This window comes from bacterium, assembly GCA_016124905.1.
In the GTDB taxonomy this organism is placed as follows: Bacteria; Pseudomonadota; Alphaproteobacteria; order Rickettsiales; family RI-342; genus RI-342.
This window is the reverse complement of record WGMV01000037.1, coordinates 25,620-45,840: the sequence shown is the minus strand read 5'-3', so window position 1 is coordinate 45,840 and position 20,221 is coordinate 25,620. Positions and strand designations below refer to the sequence as shown.

The window sequence follows — 20,221 nt, the reverse complement described above, 5'->3', positions numbered from 1 at the left end:
TTGAGCGATTCGCCATTTGCTGCCATAGGGAACGGCATGAAAATTCTTTCCATTCACAGTGGCGGCCACGATTCCAGCGCCTGCCTGTTCGACGACTACCGCCTGGTGGCCGCCATCAGCCAGGAACGCATGACGCGCAAAAAATGCGACGGCAATTTTCCTTATGACGCCATCGAGGAGGTGCTGGATATCGGCGGCACCGCGCGGGCGGAAGTGGATGCCGTGGTGCTGACGCGCAATTACTACCCGGTGGACTACATTGCGCATAACCTGTTCAAACGGGCCGAGTACGCCCTCAAACGTGCCTTCGGTATTACGCGGTACAAGGACCTGGTGCGCATCATGCGCCATCGCGGCAAGGCAGAAGCCGAACAGCTCTGGCGGCGCGATCTCTTCATCAAGCAAAACGGCTTCCGCCCCGATGTGGAAATATTCTTCTGCAACCACCATAAGGCGCACGCGCTTTCCGCCCTGTTCTATACCGATTGGGCCGAGGCGCTTGTCTATACGGCCGATGGCGGCGGCGACAACGTCCATTACAGCCACCGTGTGCTGAAAAACGGTGAACTTGCCGACCTCTATGGCGGCGATGAAGAGCTGATGAAACCCAAGCGCGTGGACAGCATCGGCCTGGCCTATGGCTACGCCACCCAGGCGCTCGGCTTCAAGATCAACCGGCACGAGGGCAAGCTTACCGGACTTGCCGCCTATGGCCAGCCCACGCTTTATGACGAAATGGCCAAACATTTCTCCGTCGATGAAGAAGGCCAGGTGCACAGCACCTTCGCTAGCAACAAGGACATGCGCGCCTATATAGAGAACATCGCCAAAGACCAGAAGCGCGAGGATGTTGCCGCCTCCATCCAGGAACTGCTGGAGCAGGTTGTGCAGCAATCCGTCAGCACGCTGCTGAAAAAGCACAAGCTAAAGCACCTGGCACTCGCGGGCGGCGTATTTGCCAACGTGCGCCTCAACCGCCTGCTGTGCGAGGCCAACAAACTGGATGAAATCTTCATCTTCCCCGCCATGGGTGACGACGGCCTCTGCGTCGGCGGTGCGCTGGAATTTCTGCTGAAAGAACACGGCATCCAGGATTGGCTGAAACACCGACGACGCCTGCCGGATGCCTATCTCGGCCGCGCGCAGAACGAGGCGCTCGACGCCCTTCTAGCGCAGACGCCCGGCATCAAAAAACTCTCCGGAAATCCGGCGGAAACCTGCGCGCACCTTCTGGCCGAAGGCAAGGCGATTGCCATCTACAGCCAGCGCATGGAATTCGGCCCCCGCGCCCTTGGCGCCCGTACCATCATCGCCAGCCCTGAGGATCACGGCATTAACGACAGCCTGAACGACCGCCTCAGCCGTTCGGAATTCATGCCCTTCGCCCCTTACGTGCTGGCCGAGGATGCACGCGAGGTGTTCGAGGTGACCGACGCCAACGCCTATGCCTGCCGCTTCATGACCATCACCTGCGCGGTGAAGGAGAAATGGAAGGCCCTCATCCCCGCCGTGGTGCATGTGGACGGCACCGCCCGCCCGCAGATCATCACCCGCGCCGATAACCCCCTTTATGCCGACATCCTGACCGAGTTCAAAAAGCGCACCGGCCTGCCCGTGCTGGTCAACACCAGCTTCAACGCGCATGAGGAACCCATCATCAACCGCCCGGAAGAATGTTTCAAAGCGCTGGAACAGGGGCGTATCGACGGCGTGGTGACCGAAACCGCCGTCTGGGTAAAGGCGTAGAACCTCCAATCTGTTAACGCGACAGCACGTCGCGCTGCCCAGCCTTGAGCATGCTTCATTGCGATGGCAAGCAGGCCATCGCAGGAAGCGAAACAAAAGTCACTGTTTGACGGAATCATCCGTAGGCGACACGTTCAGCCGCCCGCCGCCCATCATCTCCATGGTCATCAGCCCCATCAGTACACGGGCGCGGTCGTCCAGGTGCGGGCTTTCCACCAGCGCCTGCTTGTCATGTGTGCCAAAGGGCAGGGTCATGGAAAGCACATCCACCAGCAGGTGGGTGGGAATCGTCTCGATGGATTTGCGCTCCAGCTCCAGATGCTTGAAATGCGCATAATCCACCACCTGCTGAATCAGCTTGTCGCGCGGCACGTTCGGCCCGTCATCCGGCTGGAAATCCTGGGCGAATTCTCCATAGCGCACGGTTGCCATGCGATAGCCGCGATAAGAGAGCGGCAGCTCTTCCACCATCTCAAACCGTGTGATGCCCTGCAGCACAATTTGCAGCCGCCCGTCTTTGGTCTCTTCAAATTGCGTGATTTTGCCGAGGCAGCCCACGCGGTAAAGCGCGGGCGCCTCGCGTTCTTCTTCCCCCGGTTCGGGCATGTTCATTGGCTGCACCAGCCCAATCAGCCGCTGATGCCCCAGCGCATCCAGCACCATATGCAGGTAGCGCGGCTCAAAAATATTCAGCGGCAAATGGCAGCGCGGCATCAGCAGCACGCCGTTTAAGGGGAAAATAGGTAAGCTGGCCGGTAGTTCCGCCGCGCTGATATCGAGGAAATTTTTGCTCATATTCTTAAAGATAGGCCTATTTCCGCCGGTTTCAACCAAGCTTTCATAAAAACAACATGAAACCTGTCTACAAGCGGAACAATCCAAGCAAGATCAGCGACAATGAACTATCCCAACCTGTCCGAACTCGACGAATTCACCAAACTGGCATTGTTGAACCATGCCGCCGCGGGCCTGCGCGATGCCGATGACACCATCGGAACCCGGTTTCTCTCTTCGGATGAATACCAGGACGGCCTTGACCGCCTGCATGGCTTTTACGAGACGACCTACGGCTTCGGCACCCATGCTTACACCACGGTCCGGGAATCGCGTGAATTCATCGCCCCAACGGGCCTTGCCGATGTGTTCGACCGGGTGCATGCTTCCCTCATCGGCTTTGTCAGTGCGCTAGGGACTTTCGACATCGCCCGGATGCGCGGCATGGATGTGCCCTATCCTGAATGCGCGGCCCTCATCGAAAGGCTGGAGCAAACCCTGGCGGCCTATCAGCTCACAGCCAACGCCCTGCTGGACGGCCTGACCGCCTATGTCGCGGCCAATCCCGCCCATTTGCCCATTGAGCGTCACCATGTCGCCATGCGGCTGGAAAAGCAGGCCGGAAATTTCGATCTCACCCGCCAGTCGATCGAGGATGACCTGACATGGGAAGAAAACAAAACCGCCGATATGTACGAGCAGGCACGTCTAACCTACGCCCGTCAACATCTGGACCTGTTGCTGGACGACCAGCCTGTGAAGGAAGGGGCTGACCCGATGGGGTGGCCCGCTTCGGCATCCTGGGGCATGCCGTCCCGCGTGAGCGAATGCGAGCCGTTTGTTGCCGCACTGACGGAGTTGATTCGGCTTAACACGGTCTTTCACGACGATATGCTGCGCCTGCAGGAAATCGAACCCCATATCAAAACCATTCCGCTTTTCATGAAACTGCCCGGCAGCGCGGCTGTGCCGATATCCATCGCCAACAGCCGGGTTCTGGTGGGGGATACAAGCGAGAGCAAACAGGTGAGGCCCTTGATGACCCTTGCATTGGCGGGGCTCACCAAATACGGCCAGGCCGACGCCGCCAACCTTCCGCCCTATTACACAACGTTGACCTTTAAACTGTTGGATAATCAGGAAGACGTCATCAGCAACATGGTCCTGCCGATATTTGATTCAATGGCGGGAATAGACCCGCTGGTGGCAAAACAGACGGTATCCTGGCGCATGCTGCATAATGTGGTGGAAAAAAACGCCGATGCGCTGGCCTGGATCCGACAGGCAACCTTTTTCTCCGCCAATGACGCGACCGATTTCATGCCTGCATGCGCCATTGCGGGGATTGATGCCATCGCCGCGCTGACGCAGGTTTCAATTAACGATACCCGTTTTGCAAACCTGCCGTCCAACCAACGCCTGCTGGCCGCGATGCATGGCCTGCACGCCATGGAAAGCTGGGACGATGCCGAAACCTTGCCTGACACCATCACCCCCGCTGCGGGCGAGGAATTAATGAAGGCAATGAACTGGCTGCTCCAGCCCGGCCAGGAAGCAAAAACCGTTCGCCGGTTATGGGCGGATATGGCTATGGAATGGCCGCAGGTCAGGCAATTGATGCTGGATCTCCTCTGCCAGCCGGATGATCGTCTTGGCCATGGTTACATCCGTCAGTGGCTGGCATCGGAGCAGGTGGGTATCCACCGCGGCACCATCCGGCACGACGAGGAATTGATGCGTCAGTTCATGGGCTATTGCCACAGCCAGATCTTGCCCGATGATCTTCTTGTCCAGCTCACCTGTCCGGTGGCGCATACAGCGGAAGCCGCGCGAGCAGGCGCTGATGCGCGTTAAAGGATAATCTGCCCGGTGCCGCTGTCCATCTGGGTTTTCAGCACAATAGGATTATAGCTGCTTGATACGGGCGACAGGCTGACATGTTGCAGGATGCGTTGCTGCTCAAGGGTTTTGATTACCTCGTGCATCGGCACATGTTCTTTTCCCTTCTGCCCTTCAACATGGCCCACCCAGAGATTTCGCCCAAGCGTATGCGCCAGCTCATGCTCCGCGAGCGTAATGGTTGCCGGGGGCAGGTGGTCGGGAATGGAAATCTGCTGTTTCCGATGTTCTAGCGCTTCCTGCACGCGTTTGACGATAGCATCCGCCACGCTTTGCGGGCGTTGGATGCCATGATTATCTTCAAGCCCCAGTGCCGCATACAGGCCAATGCTGACGGCGTTCAAAGCACGATTCGGCAGGGTTACGCAATTATTGCCCGCTGCCGCCGTGGATATCAGATGATAATCGAACGGCTTGCCATAGAGCATGTCTAACACGTCCTCGACTTCCGCCTCGGTGGCGGGAATGGCGGCAAAAGCCCTTACCGCACCTTCATGCCCGTCATCCGCCACCACTTCAGCTTCAATGCCGGAGCGGAAAATACTCAAAATACCGTCAACGACGGTTTTTGCCTGCACGTTGATATCCAGCAATTTGCCACATTGCATATCGCGAAAGCGTATTTTGCGTTCCTCAATGCCAAGCTCACCGGCGCGGTGTTCATCCCGCTCGTCAATATGCGCCTGCAATGCGGCGATGAGGGCTTCATTTTCATCCGGCACATAGATGCACAGCTTCACATGCCCGTTGCGAAGGCTTTTGTTGGCGCGTACCGCCAGTAATATAACCGGTTTCTGTTCGTCCATGCGACCCTCGGAGAAGACGGGCAACATAGACAAAAAACCTGTTCAGGCAATAGAATCGGTGTCGAAACGGGCCTTGTTATGGCGTCTCAATCACCACTTCGCGCTGCCGGATGGGCAGATAGACGGAGAAGCTGCTGCCCACGCCGACGATGCTTTTGACATCTAAAATCGCCTTATGCCGGTGCAGAATATGCTTCACGATGGCCAGCCCCAGCCCCGTGCCGGATACCTTGCGGTTGCTGCCGGTTGCTACGCGATAAAAACGCTCGGTCAGCCTCGGTATATGCTCCGGCGCAATGCCCTCGCTCTGGTCGCTGACGGAAATTTTCAGCACCGGCGCCTGCATCACCACATGCTTGTCGGGCGGAAAGCGGTTGGTCACCTCGGCCGATACCACAATCGGCGTGTCCGCCTTGCCATATTTGATGGCATTCGACACCAGGTTATGCACCACCTGCATCAGCTCGTTCTCGTCCCCGCGCACCATGGGCAGGTTGTCTGACAGGTTGCACTCGATCTTCATGTTCTTTTCCTTAGTGGCCCATTCCAGGTGTTCTTTCACCTTATGGATCACCTCAGCCATATTGACCGAGCCGGTCGGCGTGGTGTTGGCACTCATCTCGATTTTGGAAAGCGACAGCAGATCGTTCACCAGGCTCGACATGCGGCGCGACTGGTCGGACATGATGCTGAGGAACTGCTCCCGCGCCTTCTGGTCGTTCTTCGCCGGCCCCTGGAGCGTTTCGATAAACCCGATGATGGAAGCCAGCGGCGTGCGGATTTCATGGCTCGCATTGGCTACGAAATCGGCGCGCATCTGCTCGCTCCGCTTGATCTCCGTCATATTGTGCATGGTGATGATCACCGCAATCCCGCCGGGGCTTCGCGCAGGAAAATGGTCGATCTTGGCGCGGTAATATTCATCCTGGCTTTTATCGAGGTAGAATTCCACCTCCTTGTCGCGCCCCTGTTCATAAGCCTCGCGCACGGTGCGAAGCAGCGTTTCGTTGGAAACCACATCCTCCAGCCGCCGGTAGGCGAGGTTCTGCCCCAGAAGCTGGCGCGCGCTGGCGTTGGTGCGGACGATGGACAGGTTGCTGTCCACCATGATGAGCACGTCGGGGATGGAATCCACAAGGATCTCGCGCTCATCGATGATGGCTTCCATCTGCTGGCGTTTGCGTTCGTAACTTCGGTGCATTCGCACCAATGACTGCATCAGCGGCTCAAGCCCCTGCACCAGCGTGAGTTCAGGCGGTTCCACCCGGCGGTCCTGCGCCAGGTCGTCCACATAGCGCGTCAGGGTCAGGATATTGGCCAGGTAGGGGCGCACCAGCAGCGAAAACGCTGCCATAATGGTGATGCTGCCCAGCATGGCATGGCCAAATTGCAGCTCGCCCATCACCACAAGCCCCATCATCGCCATCACCGGCACGGCGGAAACCACCAGCACGGCTTTCAGCAGCAGGCGCAATGAGACGTTGGAAACAGGTTGATTCATGGTAAAGAAAAATACTTACAGGATTGGAACATCCGTCATAGCGCATCAAGCCCTAAGGCTTGGTTAAAAAATTAAGGTTTCTCCACGAAAGGATCAGCCATGACAGCCCTTTTCGATTATACGGAACTACCCCTCGCCGGGCAAACCGCCCTTATCACCGGCGCTTCCTCAGGCATAGGGGAGGCCATGGCCCGCGCTCTGGCCTCACGAGGGGTGAACCTGTTTCTCGTCGCCCGCCGTAAGGAACGGCTTGATACCCTCAAGCAAACCATTCTGGCCGCTATACCAAACCTCAAGGTAACCACCATTCCAGCCGACATCACCTCGCCCGAAGGCATGGAAGCCATCCGCGCCGCGCGCGGTTTTGACGCCGATATCCTCATCAACAACGCAGGCGGCGCCCTTGGCAAGGACCCCGTCGCCACTGCCAGGCTGGATGACTGGCACGGCATGATCGCCAGCAACCTCACCGCCGCCGCCGAAATCGTGCGCGCCATCCTTCCCGGCATGCAAACTCGGGGCAGGGGCGACATCATCACCATCGCCAGCGTCGCCGGTCATCAGGCCTATGAAGGCGGCAGCATCTACTGCGCCGTCAAGGCGGGCATCCGCAGCTTCTCGCAGGCGTTGCGTCAGGAAACCTGCGGCCAGAACATCCGCGTCATGCTCATCTCCCCCGGCATGGTGGAAACCGAATTCAGCCTCGTGCGCTTCCATGGCGACCAGGCCGCCGCCGATGCCGTCTACAAAGGCCTCACGCCTCTGACATCCAACGACATCGCCCGCCAGATGCTCTTCGCCCTCCAGCAGCCGCGCCATGTCTGTATGGATGAAATCCTGACCCTGCCGACCGATCAGGGCAGCGTCACCAAAGCCGTGCGTAAATCTTAAACTAAGCCGATTTGCTCTTCAGCTGCGTCACCTTGCCGCCATGCGGTTTTTCCACGCCCACGCCCGCAGCAGCCAACGCCGCCACGTTCATGATCTCGCTGACGGTCGCGCCCATCTGCACCACCTGCGCGGAATGCTCCAAACCGAGGATCACGGGGCCGACCATCGTGCTGCCGCCCAGTTCCTGCAGCAGGTAAGAGCTGATATGGGCCGAGTGCAGCGCCGGCATCACCAGTACGTTGGCCGGGCCGGAAAGGCGGTTGAACGGGTAGAGCTTCATCAGCTCCGGGTTCAGCGCCACATCGGGTGACATCTCGCCTTCATATTCAAAATCCACGCTGCGCGAATCCAGCACTTCCACGGCCTCGCGAATGCGGAGCGTCTTCTCGCGCATCGGGTTGCCGAAGTTGGAAAACGACATCAGCGCTACGCGCGGCGTATGGCCCATGCGCCGGGCGAAATCCGCCGTCTGAACGGTGATATCGGCCATCTGCTCCGGCGTCGGCAGCTCATGCACGGCGGTGTCGGAGATGAACACCGTGTTCTTCGGCGTGATCACCATCGAAACGCCTAGCAGCTGCTGGCCCCGGCGCGTGGCAATCACCTGCGTGATGCCTTCCAGCGACACGGAATAGTTACGCGTCAGACCCGTCACCAGCGCATCGCCGTCACCGCATGCCACCATGCAGGCCGCATAGGTGTTACGGTCGTTCTTCACCATACGCGCCACGTCGCGATGCAGGAAACCCTGACGCTGCAAACGCAAATACAGATATTCCACATAATCTTCCACGCGCGGGTTCATCGCTGCGTTGGAAATCTCGATTCCGTCGCGCTCGGTGATGGAAAGACGGTCCATCGCCTCCAGAATCAGCTTTTCACGGCCCACCAGCACCGGCGTGCCGTAGTTATTGTCGCGCCACTGCACGGCGGCCAGAATCATCTTGTCTTCTTCACCTTCGGCAAAGATCACGCGTTTCGGGTTTTCCCGCACGCGTTCATAAATCAGGTTCAGGCTGTTGGCCGATGGGTCGAGCCGCGCGCGCAGCGTGCGGGCATATTCGAACATGTTGGCAATCGGCTTGCGTGCCACGCCCGTATCCATGGCGGCTTTGGCCACGGCCACCGGTACGGTGGTGATCAGGCGCGGGTCAAACGGTACGGGAATAATATATTCCTTGCCATAGCGCATCTTGCGGCCGGAATAGGCCGAAGACACTTCCTCCGGCACTTCCTCGCGCGCCAGCATGGCGATGGAATGGGCCGCGGCCACCTTCATCTCGTCATTGATCTCGGTTGCGCCCACATCCAGTGCACCGCGGAAGATGTAGGGAAAGCCCATCACGTTATTCACCTGGTTCGGATAGTCCGAACGGCCGGTGGCCACAATGGCGTCCGTACGTACGGAGCGCACTTCTTCCGGCGTGATTTCCGGGTCAGGGTTGGCCATGGCGAAAATGATCGGGTTCTTGGCCATGGTTTTCACCATCTCTGCCGTCACCGCGCCTTTACCGGCCAGGCCGTAGAACACATCCGCGTTTCTCATTGCGTCTTCCAGCGTGCGGTCTTCGGTATCGATCGCATGGGCGGATTTCCACTGGTTCATGCCCTTGTCGCGGCCACGATACACCACGCCGTCACGGTCGATCAGCAGGGCTTGCTTCACGCCGATTTTCTTGGCCATTTCCATGCAGGCGATACCGGCTGCGCCCGCGCCCAGCACCACGAGTTTCACGTCTTCCAGCTTGCGCCCGGTCAGGTGACAGGCATTGATGAGACCGGCCGCCGTAATGATGGCCGTGCCATGCTGGTCGTCATGGAATACCGGGATGTCCATCAGCTCTTTCAGCTTCTGCTCAATAATGAAGCATTCGGGAGCCGCGATATCCTCAAGGTTGATGCCGCCCCAGCTTGGGCCGAGGTAGCGCACGGCGTTGATAAACTCATCCGCATCGGTCGTATCCACCTCAATATCGATGGAGTCGATATCCGCAAACCGTTTGAAGAGAACCGCCTTACCTTCCATCACCGGCTTGGATGCCAGCGCGCCGAGATTGCCAAGGCCAAGCACCGCCGTCCCGTTGGAGATTACCGCCACCATGTTGCCTTTGGCCGTGTAGCGATAGGCCGTGTCCGGGTCCTTGTTGATCTCGATGCAGGGATATGCCACGCCGGGGCTGTATGCCAGCGACAGGTCGCGCTGCGTCATCAGCGGCTTGGTCGGGCTGACCGCGATTTTCCCGGGGCTTCCCATTTCATGAAAGGCAAGGGCTTCTTCGGAAGTGACGGGTACCTGTTCGTCGGTCATGGCAAACTCAACTAAATGGATGGAGCAACTGGCTGAAAATCGGCGATGAAAAGAGATAGTTAATTCAGCCTTTACCGGCTCAAACCCTGGTTTGGCAAGGTTTTGGCGCAAAATTCGTTGCTGCAATGCAGCATAAACGGGTTCGGCTCATAGTGCCTCATCCGTGACAAGTTAACGCCGGCATGCATAATAGCGGTTTCATTTCAGCTCGGCTTACCCATGTCCACACCCGCCCCATCCCCCATGATGCAGCAATACCTGGCCGTAAAGGCCGCGCACCCGGATTGCCTGCTTTTCTACCGCATGGGCGATTTCTACGAGCTTTTTTTCGACGATGCCAAACAGGCCGCCGATGCGCTGGACATCGCCCTCACCAAGCGTGGCCAGCATGAGGGGCAGGAAATCCCCATGTGCGGCGTGCCCGCCCACAGCCACGAAGGTTACCTGCATAAGCTTATCCAGCGCGGCTTCCGCGTCGCCATCTGCGAACAGCTGGAAGACCCCGCCGAAGCCAAGAAGCGTGGCTACAAATCCGTCGTAAAGCGCGACGTGGTGCGCATCATCACCCCCGGCACGCTGATGGAAGATTCCCTGCTGGAAGCCAAGCTCCCCAACCATCTCGCCGCCCTTTCGGTGGCGAAAGAAAAAGGCGAACGCACCACAGCCCTTGCCTGGGTGGACATCTCCACCGGCCGCTTCGGCCTCTGCCGCGTACTTGCTGGCCAGCTCGGTGCGGAGCTCGCCCGCATCCAGCCCGCCGAGCTACTGCTGGACCAGAATCTGTTCGAGGACGCCGACCTCGTCCCCCACCTTGCCGACATGCGCCACCAGCTGGTGGCCGAACCCCCGCACTGGTTCACCCCCGTCAAGGGCGAGCAGATGCTGAAAGCCGCCTACAACGTCGCCCTGCTGGACAGTTTCGGCGCCCTCACCCAGGCCGAACTCGGCGCCTGCGGTGCCTTGCTGGAATACCTGATGCAGACCCAAAAAGGCCTGCTCCCCCGCCTCATGCGCCCTGAGCGTCAGGAAGCGAACGACCATCTGGTGATGGACGCCGCCACCCGCCGCAACCTGGAGCTCCTCGCCAGCATGTCCGGCCAGAAAAAAGGCGGCCTGCTCGCCACCATCGACCGCAGCCAGACAGCCCTCGGCGCCCGCCTCATGGCCTGGTGCCTTATCAACCCGTTGACCGATGCCACCCGCATCAACGCACGGCTCGATGCGGTCGAATACCTCACCGCAGAACTCACCCTGCGCGAAAACCTGCGCGAACACCTGAAACGCTGCCCGGACGTGGAACGCATCCTCGCCCGCATCTGCAGCCGCCGCGCCAGCCCGCGCGATCTCGGCCAATTGCGCGATGCCCTGACCGCCGCCGAAGCCGTCCGCCAATTACTGGAGCAGCATCAAGAGACCCTGCCATCCCTGCTCAAAGCCCAGGCAAAAGGCCTGATCGCCGACCCGACACTGCGCGACGAACTGGTGAAAGCCCTCGTGGAATCACCGCCCTTGCAGACCGCCGATGGCGGCTTCATCGCCGACGGCTACCTCCCTGCGCTCGACAGCCTCCGCCGCATCCGCGACGACTCCCGCACCCTCATCAAGGAACTCGAAACCCGCTACGCTACCGCCACCGGGGTCAGCTCCCTCAAGATCCGCCACAACAACATCCTCGGCTGGTATGTGGAAGTCACCGTTATGCACGCCGCCAAAATGGGTAAGGAATCCGGCGTGGATTTCATCCACCGCCAGACCATGGCCGGCACCCAGCGCTTCACCACCGTGGAACTGGCCGAGCTCGAAACCCAGATCACCCAGGCCGCCGAAAAAACCCTCGCCGCCGAACTGGAAGTGCTCGCCCGCCTGCTGGAAATGGCCCAGCTTCAGGCCGAGCCGCTCTCCCAGCTTGCCCAGGCCATCGCCGTGACGGATGTCTGCGCGGCACTCGCCGAACTCGCCACGGAAAAGCACTATTGCCGCCCCAGGGTGGACGACGGTCTGGCCTTCGCCATCAAAGGCGGCCGTCACCCGGTGGTGGAGGCCGCCCTCCCGCGCGGTCAGTTCGTCGCCAATGACGCCTGCCTGGAAAAAACCTCTAAACTCTGGCTTCTCACCGGCCCCAACATGGCGGGTAAAAGCACCTTCCTCCGCCAGAACGCCCTCATTGCCATCCTGGCGCAGATGGGCAGCTTCGTCCCGGCCGAATCCGCCCATATCGGCGTGGTGGACCGCCTCTTTTCCCGCGTCGGCGCGGCGGACGACCTTGCCCGCGGCCGCTCCACCTTCATGGTCGAGATGGTCGAAACCGCCACCATCCTGCACCATGCCACGCCCAAATCCCTCGTCATCCTCGACGAGATCGGCCGCGGCACTGCCACCTATGACGGCATGTCCATCGCCTGGGCCGCGCTGGAACATCTCCACAACGAATGCCGTTCCCGCGGCCTCTTCGCCACCCATTACCACGAGCTCACCATGCTCACCGCCACCCTGCCGAACCTTGCCGCACACCAGATGTCGGTGAAGGAATGGAAAGGCGACATCGTCTTCCTCCACGCGGTCGTCCCCGGTGCCGCCGACCATTCCTACGGCGTCCACGTTGCCCGCCTCGCAGGCCTGCCCAAGCCTGTTACCGACCGCGCCAGCGCCATCCTCGCCCAGCTGGAAGGCAGCGGCATGGAACAAACCCTCACCAAACTGGCGGGCGATATGCCGCTGTTCATGCACAGCCATGTGGAAACACCCAAACCCCGCCCGAGCCTTGTGGAGGTGGAACCCCAGGAGCCCGACGCCCTGCGCGACCTGCTCGCCACCATCGACCCCGACAACCTCTCCCCGCGAGAAGCGCAGGACGCGCTCTACCGCCTCAAGGCCCTGCTCCAGCCCGCCAGACTCAAGGCCGTGGACCAGGTCGCCTAAACATAACGGTAACGTAACGAACCGCAAAATGTAACAGTCCAAGGCTATAAACCCTGCGCAGAAAGGCGCAGGAAATGACCTATTGGTACCACACCCATGACTCCCAACTCCCCGACCGTGTGGCCGAATTCGGCCTGCCGATCGAGGTGCATGGAAACTGGTGGTGGCAACCCTCCGGCGCCGTAACGACGTACCCGTTACCGGACGGGCAGGGCGTGCCGCTGCATATCAGCGACCTGGTTGCCGCGGGCAATGGCGATGCCGACGCCCTGGCGCGTGTGAACGAGGCCTGGTGGGAATGGACCCATGAATACCCTGACCTTGGCTGCCTGATGCAAGAACAACTCGCCTATCAGGCCGATCAGATGGAGCGCCGCCTGAACGGCGCCCTTTCCACCGTCTTGAGCCAATGGATCGATGCCGGTCAGCGGGATAGTTATTGGGATGCCCTGGCAAGGGCCGGTATATCGGTGGATTACGGCCTGAAGGCCGTCCTCGCCGCGCTGGAGCAGGCCCCATCGGGCGTCCGCAAAGCCGTATGCAGCATCATCGACGGTCAGGATTTCCAGTCATTCGCCCGTGCATTGGTCGAAGAGGAACTGGAAACGACCTTTCCCGGCATACTGAAAACGCATCCCGGCATTCTCTGCGACCTTCCGGGCACCCCAGAGGATAACGGGCTGGAATGCCTGCCCCTCACCATCGATCGCGCCTGCCTGTGGGATTATGCCGAAATGCAATGGCGAAACTGCGGTTTTGAACCCTGCATGCCGCTAGAGCCGGAATCGCTTTTTCAGAATATTCATCAGCAGGTGCGGCAGCAATATGATATCTCCGGCGTGTCCAGCGCGGTTGGAATCGGTCACCGTCTGGACGCGCTGGCGCATGATGCCATGCGTCAAATCAACATGCGCCCAAAGGAGGAGCGCTATGCCATATGCATCGATGCCATCCCCATCCATCTCCTGACCGATGACCGGGGCATGGGGCTCACACAGCGCGCCATCCGAAGCGCGCGCGGGCATCTCGGCACGCTGGATACCAAAGGCGCCACGCTTGGTTATGTCGATACGAATGGCCGCGTTTACATGCACGATGCCGCGCAGATCAGAAGGAAGCTGAGCCGCGAGCCCCATGGGCTAGAGAAGATGATGGGTGAGACCGGCGCGCTCAGCCAGCAACAGGCGGAAAGCATTTTCAAGGAAGCCCTGACCGAGGAACTCACCCACCGTGTGCAAATCGGCACTCGCCGTCCCAAGCATTTTGAAGCGGCGGGAATGTCCCGCCTGCTGCGGCATGAACTGACCCGGTGCGACAAACTGCCGGACCCGCCTTCGTCCCTCAATCTGGCCTGCGAGAAGATGCGCCGCCAGCTGAACGCGCTGCGGGTCGAACTGGACCAGTATGACAAGCGTTACGACAAGCGCGTGCGGCTGGGCATTCACCCCGCGGCAGGCAAGGAGGAATGGCTGGATAACGAATCCTACGCAAAGCTGCACGATATCTGGGCGCTTTGTTCATCAATCGAAGGCGATGCGCTTCAATATCTCGTGCCCGCATCCACGGCGTATCTGGAGGAACTGCACGGCCGCACCCGCGACCTGCTGCCGGAAACACAGGAGGAGAAACGCCGTGCCGACCGCGCCGTCGCCGAATGGCTGATTGCATCCGCCAGCCAGGATACAGATAAGGTAACGGCCGTGATGGACGGTTACGGGGCCGACCGATGACCTATTGGTACAATGACGCATTGCCCATTGAGGTGCATGGAAACTGGTGGTGGCAGCCCACCGGCGCCATCACGCATTTTCCCGTCCATGACCAGATGGGCGTGAGCCTGCACATCACGGATGTGGCGGCGTATTTCCGCAATGCCGGCAATGCCCAGTCCCGCATCCATGATGCCCTGAACGACTGGATGGGACGCACCCCGCGTGAAATAGTCCGGGCCAGTCTCACACCGCAGATGGAAGCCCTGCTTGCACGGGTGGAATACACGTTGGCTTCATACCTGACGCCCTGGCTGCCGCTGAATATCCGCCAGGACTATCTGGATGCGATCAATCATGGCGACATGGTGAAGGGCAATCTGAGCTTCGCAGAACTGATGGCGCGTCTGGACGCGGAGGCGCCGCATTTTGTCCCGATGCTTGAGCAGGTGCTGAAAAAAACGGAATTCAAGGAATTCTGCCACCAGGCGCTGCTGACGGAAATGCGGAAGCTCTATCCAGACATCAAAAAGGCGGAGCCGCCCGTTCTGCGGGTCCCCGCAGAGGATGACGACGCGCTCTACTTGCATGAATGGATAGACGGTCAAGCGCTGGAAGCCCTTGCGCTGAAACAATGGGAGGCACTCAGGATCCCGGCGGACATGCCGCTAAACAGCGACCTGGTGGCCGAAGCGCTTAACACCCGCCTGAAAAAAGCCCGCGGACAATACATGTTCGAGGACCCTGCTTTCTACGGTCATAAACTGGACAATTATGCACATGATGTCATGAAGCACCTGGATAACCGCCAGGGCGTGGAATGCGAAGCCATATGCCGGCATGCCGTGCCGGTTCATGTGTTGGCCGAGGAAGGGGGCGAGCGGCTGGCCAACCTCATCGATCAACTGCCCGCCTACCCGTTTCATGACAGGCGAAGCCGCCCCCTTGGTTACGTTAATGCCGGCGGCGAAGTCTATCTCTTCACACCCGAAGTGCTGGAAAAACGCAACCTGGCCGATGAATACAGAAACCGTACCTGGCTCGACAAGTTTTTAAACAGGCAGATACCGAGGCTGTTTGAAGGCGTCTTGAGGCTATGGTTCAAGGAAGCCACGCAGGAGGAGTTGACCCACCGCATGCAGATTGGCAATAGCATCGACCAGCCCAATGTTGATGTCGCAGGATTTGCGGACTGCCTGCGTTCCGAGATACGCAACCTGAAAACCCTGCCCGAAGGAATAATCCTTCAGCATGGCTGGCGCCACCCGCAGGAGGCGTTTGAGCTGTTGAAGGGGCTGGAAAAGAACCTGGCGCGATATGAACGGAACTTTCGCGCGCAGCTGAAACTTGGCCTGCTGATGGAGGAGAATATTATTCACCTGATGGATATGGAAGCCTTCGCCCAGTTTTATGACTTCATCAGCGCCCATTCGCATCGAAAGGAGGTCGCCATCCTCATGCCGGCATCCACGGCGCGGATCCATGAATTGCTCGATGAATTGAAGGAAAAATTTCCTGCCGACATGCTTGATGCGGATCTGGCATTGGTGGCGTCCCTGCCGTCCGGCTCTTTGCTGGAGCATTCCGCGGGGGAAGAGGACGCGCCGAACCGCGATGGCCTAGGCTTTTGACGCCGCCTTCAGACCGAACAGATTACCCTCCGTCGGAAACCGCCGCCCCTTCACATCCTGTGCAAATTGCTCCGCTGCCTGCTGGATGATGGCAGAAAGCCCCGCATAATCCTTGGCGAATCGCGGCGCGCGCTCCGTCAGGCCGAGCATGTCATCCGTCACCAGCACCTGCCCGTCACATTCGGCCGTCGCGCCGATGCCGATGATCGGCGCCGATGTGCGGTTCACCACATCGCCGACGGAATCGGCAAATACGCCCTCCAGCACGATGGAAAAAGCACCCGCCGCATCCACGGCCAGCGCATCGGCCAGCAATTGCGCCCGTCCGCCCGCATCGCGCGCCTGGGCCTTGAAGCCGCCCATCTTATGCACATGGGTTGGCGTCAATCCGATATGCCCCATCACGGGAATACCCCGCGCGGTCAAAAAGGCGATCGTATCGGCCATATATTCCCCGCCTTCCAGCTTCACGGCCTGCGCGCCGCTTTCCGCCAGCAGGTAGGCAGCGTTTTTGAACGCTTCCTCCGGGCTGGCCTCAAAACTGCCGAACGGCATATCCACCACCACCATCGCGTGGCTGGAATGCGTTGCCACGGCTTTCGCATGTAGGGCCATCATCTCCAGCGTCACGCCGAGCGTGGTTTCCATGCCATACACCACCATGCCGAGCGAATCGCCCACCAGCAGGATGTCGCAATGCGCATCCAGCAGCCGCGCGATGGGGGCGGTATAGGCGGTCAGCACCACCAGCGGTTCCCCACCCTTGCGGGCCTGGATGGCTGGCGCGGTGAGGCGTGCGGTGGCTTTTGGTGTGGCGGACATGGCTTTCTCCCGGAAAGATGGCCTGGAAAGATAGAGGTTCTATTAGCGCAAAAAACCGGGGAATGCACCCATTCCCATATAAACGGCCCATTAAACTGGCTTTAACCTCGCTCTGTTACAGTTGGGAGACTGTCTCTAAAAAACGGACATCGCATTACATGGCAAGCCATTGGTTCGAAAACGAGGAATACGACAAACCCGCCGGGCAGATTAATGACCCGTTCGGGCCCTTGCCGCTCGCCTACCGCCGCTGGCTGGACAAGGACGCCATCCGTTACAAGGTCTACAGCGAAACCGGCAAATACACCATGGTGCTGGCCACCACCGCGGCCCAGGCCATCCGCCTGAGCGGCATCGAAAAACCCTTGAAGGTTGAGCGTTATCTTATCGACAACCAGGTCGAAGCCCCCGAAGAAGCCATGACCGAGACCGAGGGCGTCTATGTCCGCCCGATTCTGGAAAAACTGGCCGACGAATCCCCCGTAGTGGACTACGGCACCATGCAGGCGTTGATTGAAAAAGACGAGCAGGCCGCCCCCTTGGACAAGGCGCCTCCACTCCAGGATGCCGCCCCGGAAACGGTCGAGGAAACGCAAGAAGCGGCCCAGGCTGCCCCCTCCACCGTGGAAGAGCAGGCTTTACCGGAGCCCGTCAACCCCGAAGAACAGGCCAGCCCCGAAGCCCAACCGGTGGAAGATGACCTTACCCCGCCATCCCTCAAATCCATCCTCGCCAAAGATACCGAACAGGGAGGCGAGGAGATGAGCATCATGCCGGATGTCGGCGCTGCGCCGGAAGCCGTGCCCGCCGCAAAACCGTAATTCTTAAATCATATCACCACAACTAATGGCGTGCTTGGCCATTGCCACCCACCATATATCCGGTGGCACAGATTGATTGCACAAAGCCTCACCTCATGCCTTGCGTCCCCTCCAACCCTATGCTAGAGAGGCGCCGCAGCCCGCGCCATCCATGCATGGAGGGATGCTATCCATTCATCCGGTTTGAGGGTTATCCTACATGGCCAATCAGGCAGCAGCGGCAAACGAACTTGGCACACGCTATGGCCGTGCGTTGTTTGAGCTGGCTGAAAACCGCAATCAGACCGCCAAAGTGGCAGAAGCCCTCTCCGCCCTGGCCGAGGTCTATGCCGAAAATGCCGATTTCCGCCGTGTTATCAGCGCGCCCGTTGTCACCCAGTCCGACAAACTCGGCCTGATTCAGGCCATTGCCAAAAAATACGCTTTCCCCGCCACGCTGACTGACACCCTGCAGCTGATGGCGGAAAAAGACCGCCTTTCCCTGATTCCGCAGCTCAACGATGCCTTCCTGCGCCAGATGCGCGAGGCCTCCGGCGTCGTTGCCGCCAGCGTCACCACCGCCTACGAACTCAGCGATGCCGAGCGTAAAGCGCTGACCGGCGAGCTGGAAAAGGCCGTCGGCAGCAAGGTAGAGCTGCATGAGGAAGTGAATGAGAACATCCTGGGCGGCGTGGTCGTGCGCCTCGGTTCCCAGATGATGGACCTTTCCCTTCGTTCCCAATTAACCAGCCTGAAGCGGCAGCTGCGCAAAGCGGCGCTGGGCCAGGCGGCGTAACGCATACTGAACTATTTAGAGAGCCCTTAGGAGTCAGACCATGGACATTAAACCGTCGGAAATTTCATCCCTGCTCAAAAGCCAGATTGCTAATTTCCAGGCGATGGCCGAAGTGGCCGAGGTGGGCGAAGTGGTTTCCGTGGGCGATGGTATCGCCACCGTTTACGGTCTTGAAAAAGTCCAGGCCGGTGAGATGGTGGAATTCGATTCCGGCGTAAAAGGCATGGCGCTCAACCTCGAAGCCGATGCCGTCGGCGTGGTGATTTTCGGTGACGACCGTCAGGTGAGCGAAGGCGCCGTGGTCCGCCGTACCGGCCAGATCGTGGACGTCCCCGTCGGCAAAGAGCTGCTCGGCCGCGTGGTCGATGGCCTCGGCAACCCGATCGACGGCAAAGGCCCGATCAAATCCAAGCAGCGCTCCCTGGTGGAAACCAAGGCCCCCGGTATCGTCTACCGTAAATCGGTGCATGAGCCGATGGCCACCGGCATCAAATCCATCGATGCATTGATTCCGATCGGCCGCGGCCAGCGCGAGCTGATCATCGGCGACCGCCAGACCGGCAAAACCGCCATCGCCATCGACACCATCCTGAACCAGAAAACCATCAACCAGGGCAAGGACGAGAGCAAGAAGCTTTATTGCATCTACGTCGCCGTCGGCCAGAAACGCTCCACGGTTGCCCAGGTGGTGAAGAAGCTCGAGGAAAACGGCGCGATGGACTACACCATCGTGGTTGCCGCTACGGCTTCCGACCCCGCGCCGATGCAGTACCTCGCCCCCTACACGGGCTGCGCGATGGGCGAATTCTTCCGCGACAACGGCATGCATGCCCTGATCATCTATGATGATCTTTCCAAACAGGCCGTTGCCTACCGCCAGATGTCCCTGCTGCTGCGCCGTCCTCCGGGGCGCGAAGCTTACCCGGGCGACGTGTTCTACGTTCACTCCCGCCTGCTCGAGCGTGCCGCCAAAATGTCTGACGACAAAGGCGCAGGCTCCCTCACCGCACTGCCGGTGATCGAGACCCAGGCCGGTGACGTATCCGCCTACATCCCGACCAACGTGATCTCCATCACCGATGGTCAGATCTTTCTGGAAAGCGACCTCTTCTACCGCGGTGTTCGCCCCGCCGTGAACGTGGGTCTCTCCGTAAGCCGCGTGGGTTCTTCCGCGCAGATTAAGGCCATGAAACAGGTTGCCGGTACGATTAAGCTCGAGCTCGCCCAGTTCCGCGAGATGGAAGCCTTCGCCCAGTTCGGTTCCGATCTGGATGCCGCAACGCAGCGCCTCATCAACCGTGGTCAGAAACTGACCGAGCTGCTCAAGCAGCCGCAATATTCCCCGCTCGCGGTGGAAGAGCAGGTCTGCGTGATTTACGCGGGCGTGAAAGGCTACCTCGACAAGCTGAAGATCAACGATGTTGGCCGTTTCGAGCAAGCCCTGCTGCGTCACCTGCACCACAACCATGCGCAGGTGCTGGATTCCATCCGCGCCGAGCAGAAGCTCACCGACGAGATGGAAGCCCGCCTGAAAGCGGCCATTGAAGAACTGCTCAAGACCTTCACCGCGTAACTTCTGAGCAACATGGCTGAACGAAACGGATAAGTGACGGAAACAC

General features: G+C 59.6%; 14 protein-coding genes. 9 read left to right on the top strand and 5 right to left on the bottom strand.

Annotation, left to right across the window (positions count from 1 at the left end):
• Positions 1–36 precede the first annotated feature (36 nt).
• A complete protein-coding gene (locus GC177_09530) occupies positions 37–1,746 on the top strand; it encodes a hypothetical protein (protein MBI1276195.1) in 1,710 nt (569 codons plus the stop codon).
• Between the two features lie 99 nt (positions 1,747–1,845).
• On the opposite strand, the gene GC177_09525 is transcribed toward GC177_09530, so the two are convergent.
• Complete coding sequence (locus GC177_09525) at positions 1,846–2,541, bottom strand: peptidase S16 (protein ID MBI1276194.1); 696 nt, start codon at positions 2,539–2,541, stop codon at positions 1,846–1,848.
• 102 nt (positions 2,542–2,643) lie between these two features.
• On the opposite strand from GC177_09525, the gene GC177_09520 reads away from it, so the two are divergent.
• Complete coding sequence (locus GC177_09520; protein ID MBI1276193.1) at positions 2,644–4,374, top strand: hypothetical protein; 1,731 nt, start codon at positions 2,644–2,646, stop codon at positions 4,372–4,374.
• On the opposite strand, the gene GC177_09515 is transcribed toward GC177_09520, so the two are convergent.
• Entirely contained in the window at positions 4,371–5,225 is an 855-nt protein-coding gene (locus tag GC177_09515) for a hypothetical protein (GenBank protein ID MBI1276192.1), read from the bottom strand. The two genes, GC177_09520 and GC177_09515, sit on opposite strands and share 4 nt — an antisense overlap.
• 76 nt (positions 5,226–5,301) lie before the next feature.
• Complete coding sequence (locus tag GC177_09510; GenBank protein MBI1276191.1) at positions 5,302–6,726, bottom strand: PAS domain-containing protein; 1,425 nt, start codon at positions 6,724–6,726, stop codon at positions 5,302–5,304.
• Between the two features lie 99 nt (positions 6,727–6,825).
• Between GC177_09510 and GC177_09505 the strand changes: the two genes are divergently transcribed.
• Positions 6,826–7,617 carry an SDR family NAD(P)-dependent oxidoreductase gene (locus GC177_09505; protein ID MBI1276190.1) on the top strand — a complete coding sequence of 264 codons (792 nt, stop codon included), beginning with the start codon at positions 6,826–6,828 and terminating at the stop codon, positions 7,615–7,617.
• 1 nt (position 7,618) lies between these two features.
• Here GC177_09505 and GC177_09500 read toward each other — a convergent pair whose 3' ends face one another.
• Complete coding sequence (locus tag GC177_09500; GenBank protein ID MBI1276189.1) at positions 7,619–9,925, bottom strand: NADP-dependent malic enzyme; 2,307 nt, start codon at positions 9,923–9,925, stop codon at positions 7,619–7,621.
• Positions 9,926–10,168: 243 nt separating this feature from the next.
• Here GC177_09500 and mutS point away from each other — a divergent pair, with 243 nt between their 5' ends.
• The 3 genes from mutS (at position 10,169) to GC177_09485 (ending at position 16,184) form a co-directional block, all read left to right on the top strand.
• The gene (mutS, locus tag GC177_09495; protein ID MBI1276188.1) at positions 10,169–12,844 is read left to right on the top strand and encodes a DNA mismatch repair protein MutS; all 2,676 of its coding nucleotides are present in this window, start codon (positions 10,169–10,171) and stop codon (positions 12,842–12,844) included.
• Between the two features lie 74 nt (positions 12,845–12,918).
• Complete coding sequence (locus tag GC177_09490; protein MBI1276187.1) at positions 12,919–14,574, top strand: hypothetical protein; 1,656 nt, start codon at positions 12,919–12,921, stop codon at positions 14,572–14,574.
• A complete protein-coding gene (locus GC177_09485) occupies positions 14,571–16,184 on the top strand; it encodes a hypothetical protein (GenBank protein MBI1276186.1) in 1,614 nt (537 codons plus the stop codon). Before GC177_09490 ends, GC177_09485 begins: the two co-directional genes overlap by 4 nt.
• On the opposite strand, the gene panB is transcribed toward GC177_09485, so the two are convergent.
• Positions 16,173–17,006 carry a 3-methyl-2-oxobutanoate hydroxymethyltransferase gene (gene panB / locus GC177_09480; protein ID MBI1276185.1) on the bottom strand — a complete coding sequence of 278 codons (834 nt, stop codon included), beginning with the start codon at positions 17,004–17,006 and terminating at the stop codon, positions 16,173–16,175. The genes GC177_09485 and panB overlap by 12 nt on opposite strands.
• Positions 17,007–17,164: 158 nt before the next feature.
• Here panB and GC177_09475 point away from each other — a divergent pair, with 158 nt between their 5' ends.
• The 3 genes from GC177_09475 (at position 17,165) to GC177_09465 (ending at position 20,175) form a co-directional block, all read left to right on the top strand.
• Entirely contained in the window at positions 17,165–17,827 is a 663-nt protein-coding gene (locus tag GC177_09475) for a hypothetical protein (GenBank protein ID MBI1276184.1), read from the top strand.
• 199 nt (positions 17,828–18,026) lie between these two features.
• The gene (gene atpH, locus GC177_09470; protein MBI1276183.1) at positions 18,027–18,602 is read left to right on the top strand and encodes an ATP synthase F1 subunit delta; all 576 of its coding nucleotides are present in this window, start codon (positions 18,027–18,029) and stop codon (positions 18,600–18,602) included.
• A 40-nt stretch (positions 18,603–18,642) separates the two neighbouring features.
• Positions 18,643–20,175, top strand: a complete 1,533-nt coding sequence (locus GC177_09465) for a F0F1 ATP synthase subunit alpha (protein MBI1276182.1) — start codon at positions 18,643–18,645, stop codon at positions 20,173–20,175.
• The last annotated feature ends 46 nt before the right edge of the window (positions 20,176–20,221 follow it).

Excerpts from the sequence above, each read along its gene's own strand:
- GC177_09530 (MBI1276195.1), top strand. The coding sequence starts at position 37 with ATGAAAATTCTTTCCATTCACAGTGGCGGCCACGATTCCAGCGCCTGC.
- GC177_09525 (MBI1276194.1), bottom strand. The coding sequence starts at position 2,541 with ATGAGCAAAAATTTCCTCGATATCAGCGCGGCGGAACTACCGGCCAGC.
- GC177_09520 (MBI1276193.1), top strand. The coding sequence starts at position 2,644 with ATGAACTATCCCAACCTGTCCGAACTCGACGAATTCACCAAACTGGCA.
- GC177_09515 (MBI1276192.1), bottom strand. The coding sequence starts at position 5,225 with ATGGACGAACAGAAACCGGTTATATTACTGGCGGTACGCGCCAACAAA.
- GC177_09510 (MBI1276191.1), bottom strand. The coding sequence starts at position 6,726 with ATGAATCAACCTGTTTCCAACGTCTCATTGCGCCTGCTGCTGAAAGCC.
- GC177_09505 (MBI1276190.1), top strand. The coding sequence starts at position 6,826 with ATGACAGCCCTTTTCGATTATACGGAACTACCCCTCGCCGGGCAAACC.
- GC177_09500 (MBI1276189.1), bottom strand. The coding sequence starts at position 9,925 with ATGACCGACGAACAGGTACCCGTCACTTCCGAAGAAGCCCTTGCCTTT.
- mutS (MBI1276188.1), top strand. The coding sequence starts at position 10,169 with ATGATGCAGCAATACCTGGCCGTAAAGGCCGCGCACCCGGATTGCCTG.
- GC177_09490 (MBI1276187.1), top strand. The coding sequence starts at position 12,919 with ATGACCTATTGGTACCACACCCATGACTCCCAACTCCCCGACCGTGTG.
- GC177_09485 (MBI1276186.1), top strand. The coding sequence starts at position 14,571 with ATGACCTATTGGTACAATGACGCATTGCCCATTGAGGTGCATGGAAAC.
- panB (MBI1276185.1), bottom strand. The coding sequence starts at position 17,006 with ATGTCCGCCACACCAAAAGCCACCGCACGCCTCACCGCGCCAGCCATC.
- GC177_09475 (MBI1276184.1), top strand. The coding sequence starts at position 17,165 with ATGGCAAGCCATTGGTTCGAAAACGAGGAATACGACAAACCCGCCGGG.
- atpH (MBI1276183.1), top strand. The coding sequence starts at position 18,027 with ATGGCCAATCAGGCAGCAGCGGCAAACGAACTTGGCACACGCTATGGC.
- GC177_09465 (MBI1276182.1), top strand. The coding sequence starts at position 18,643 with ATGGACATTAAACCGTCGGAAATTTCATCCCTGCTCAAAAGCCAGATT.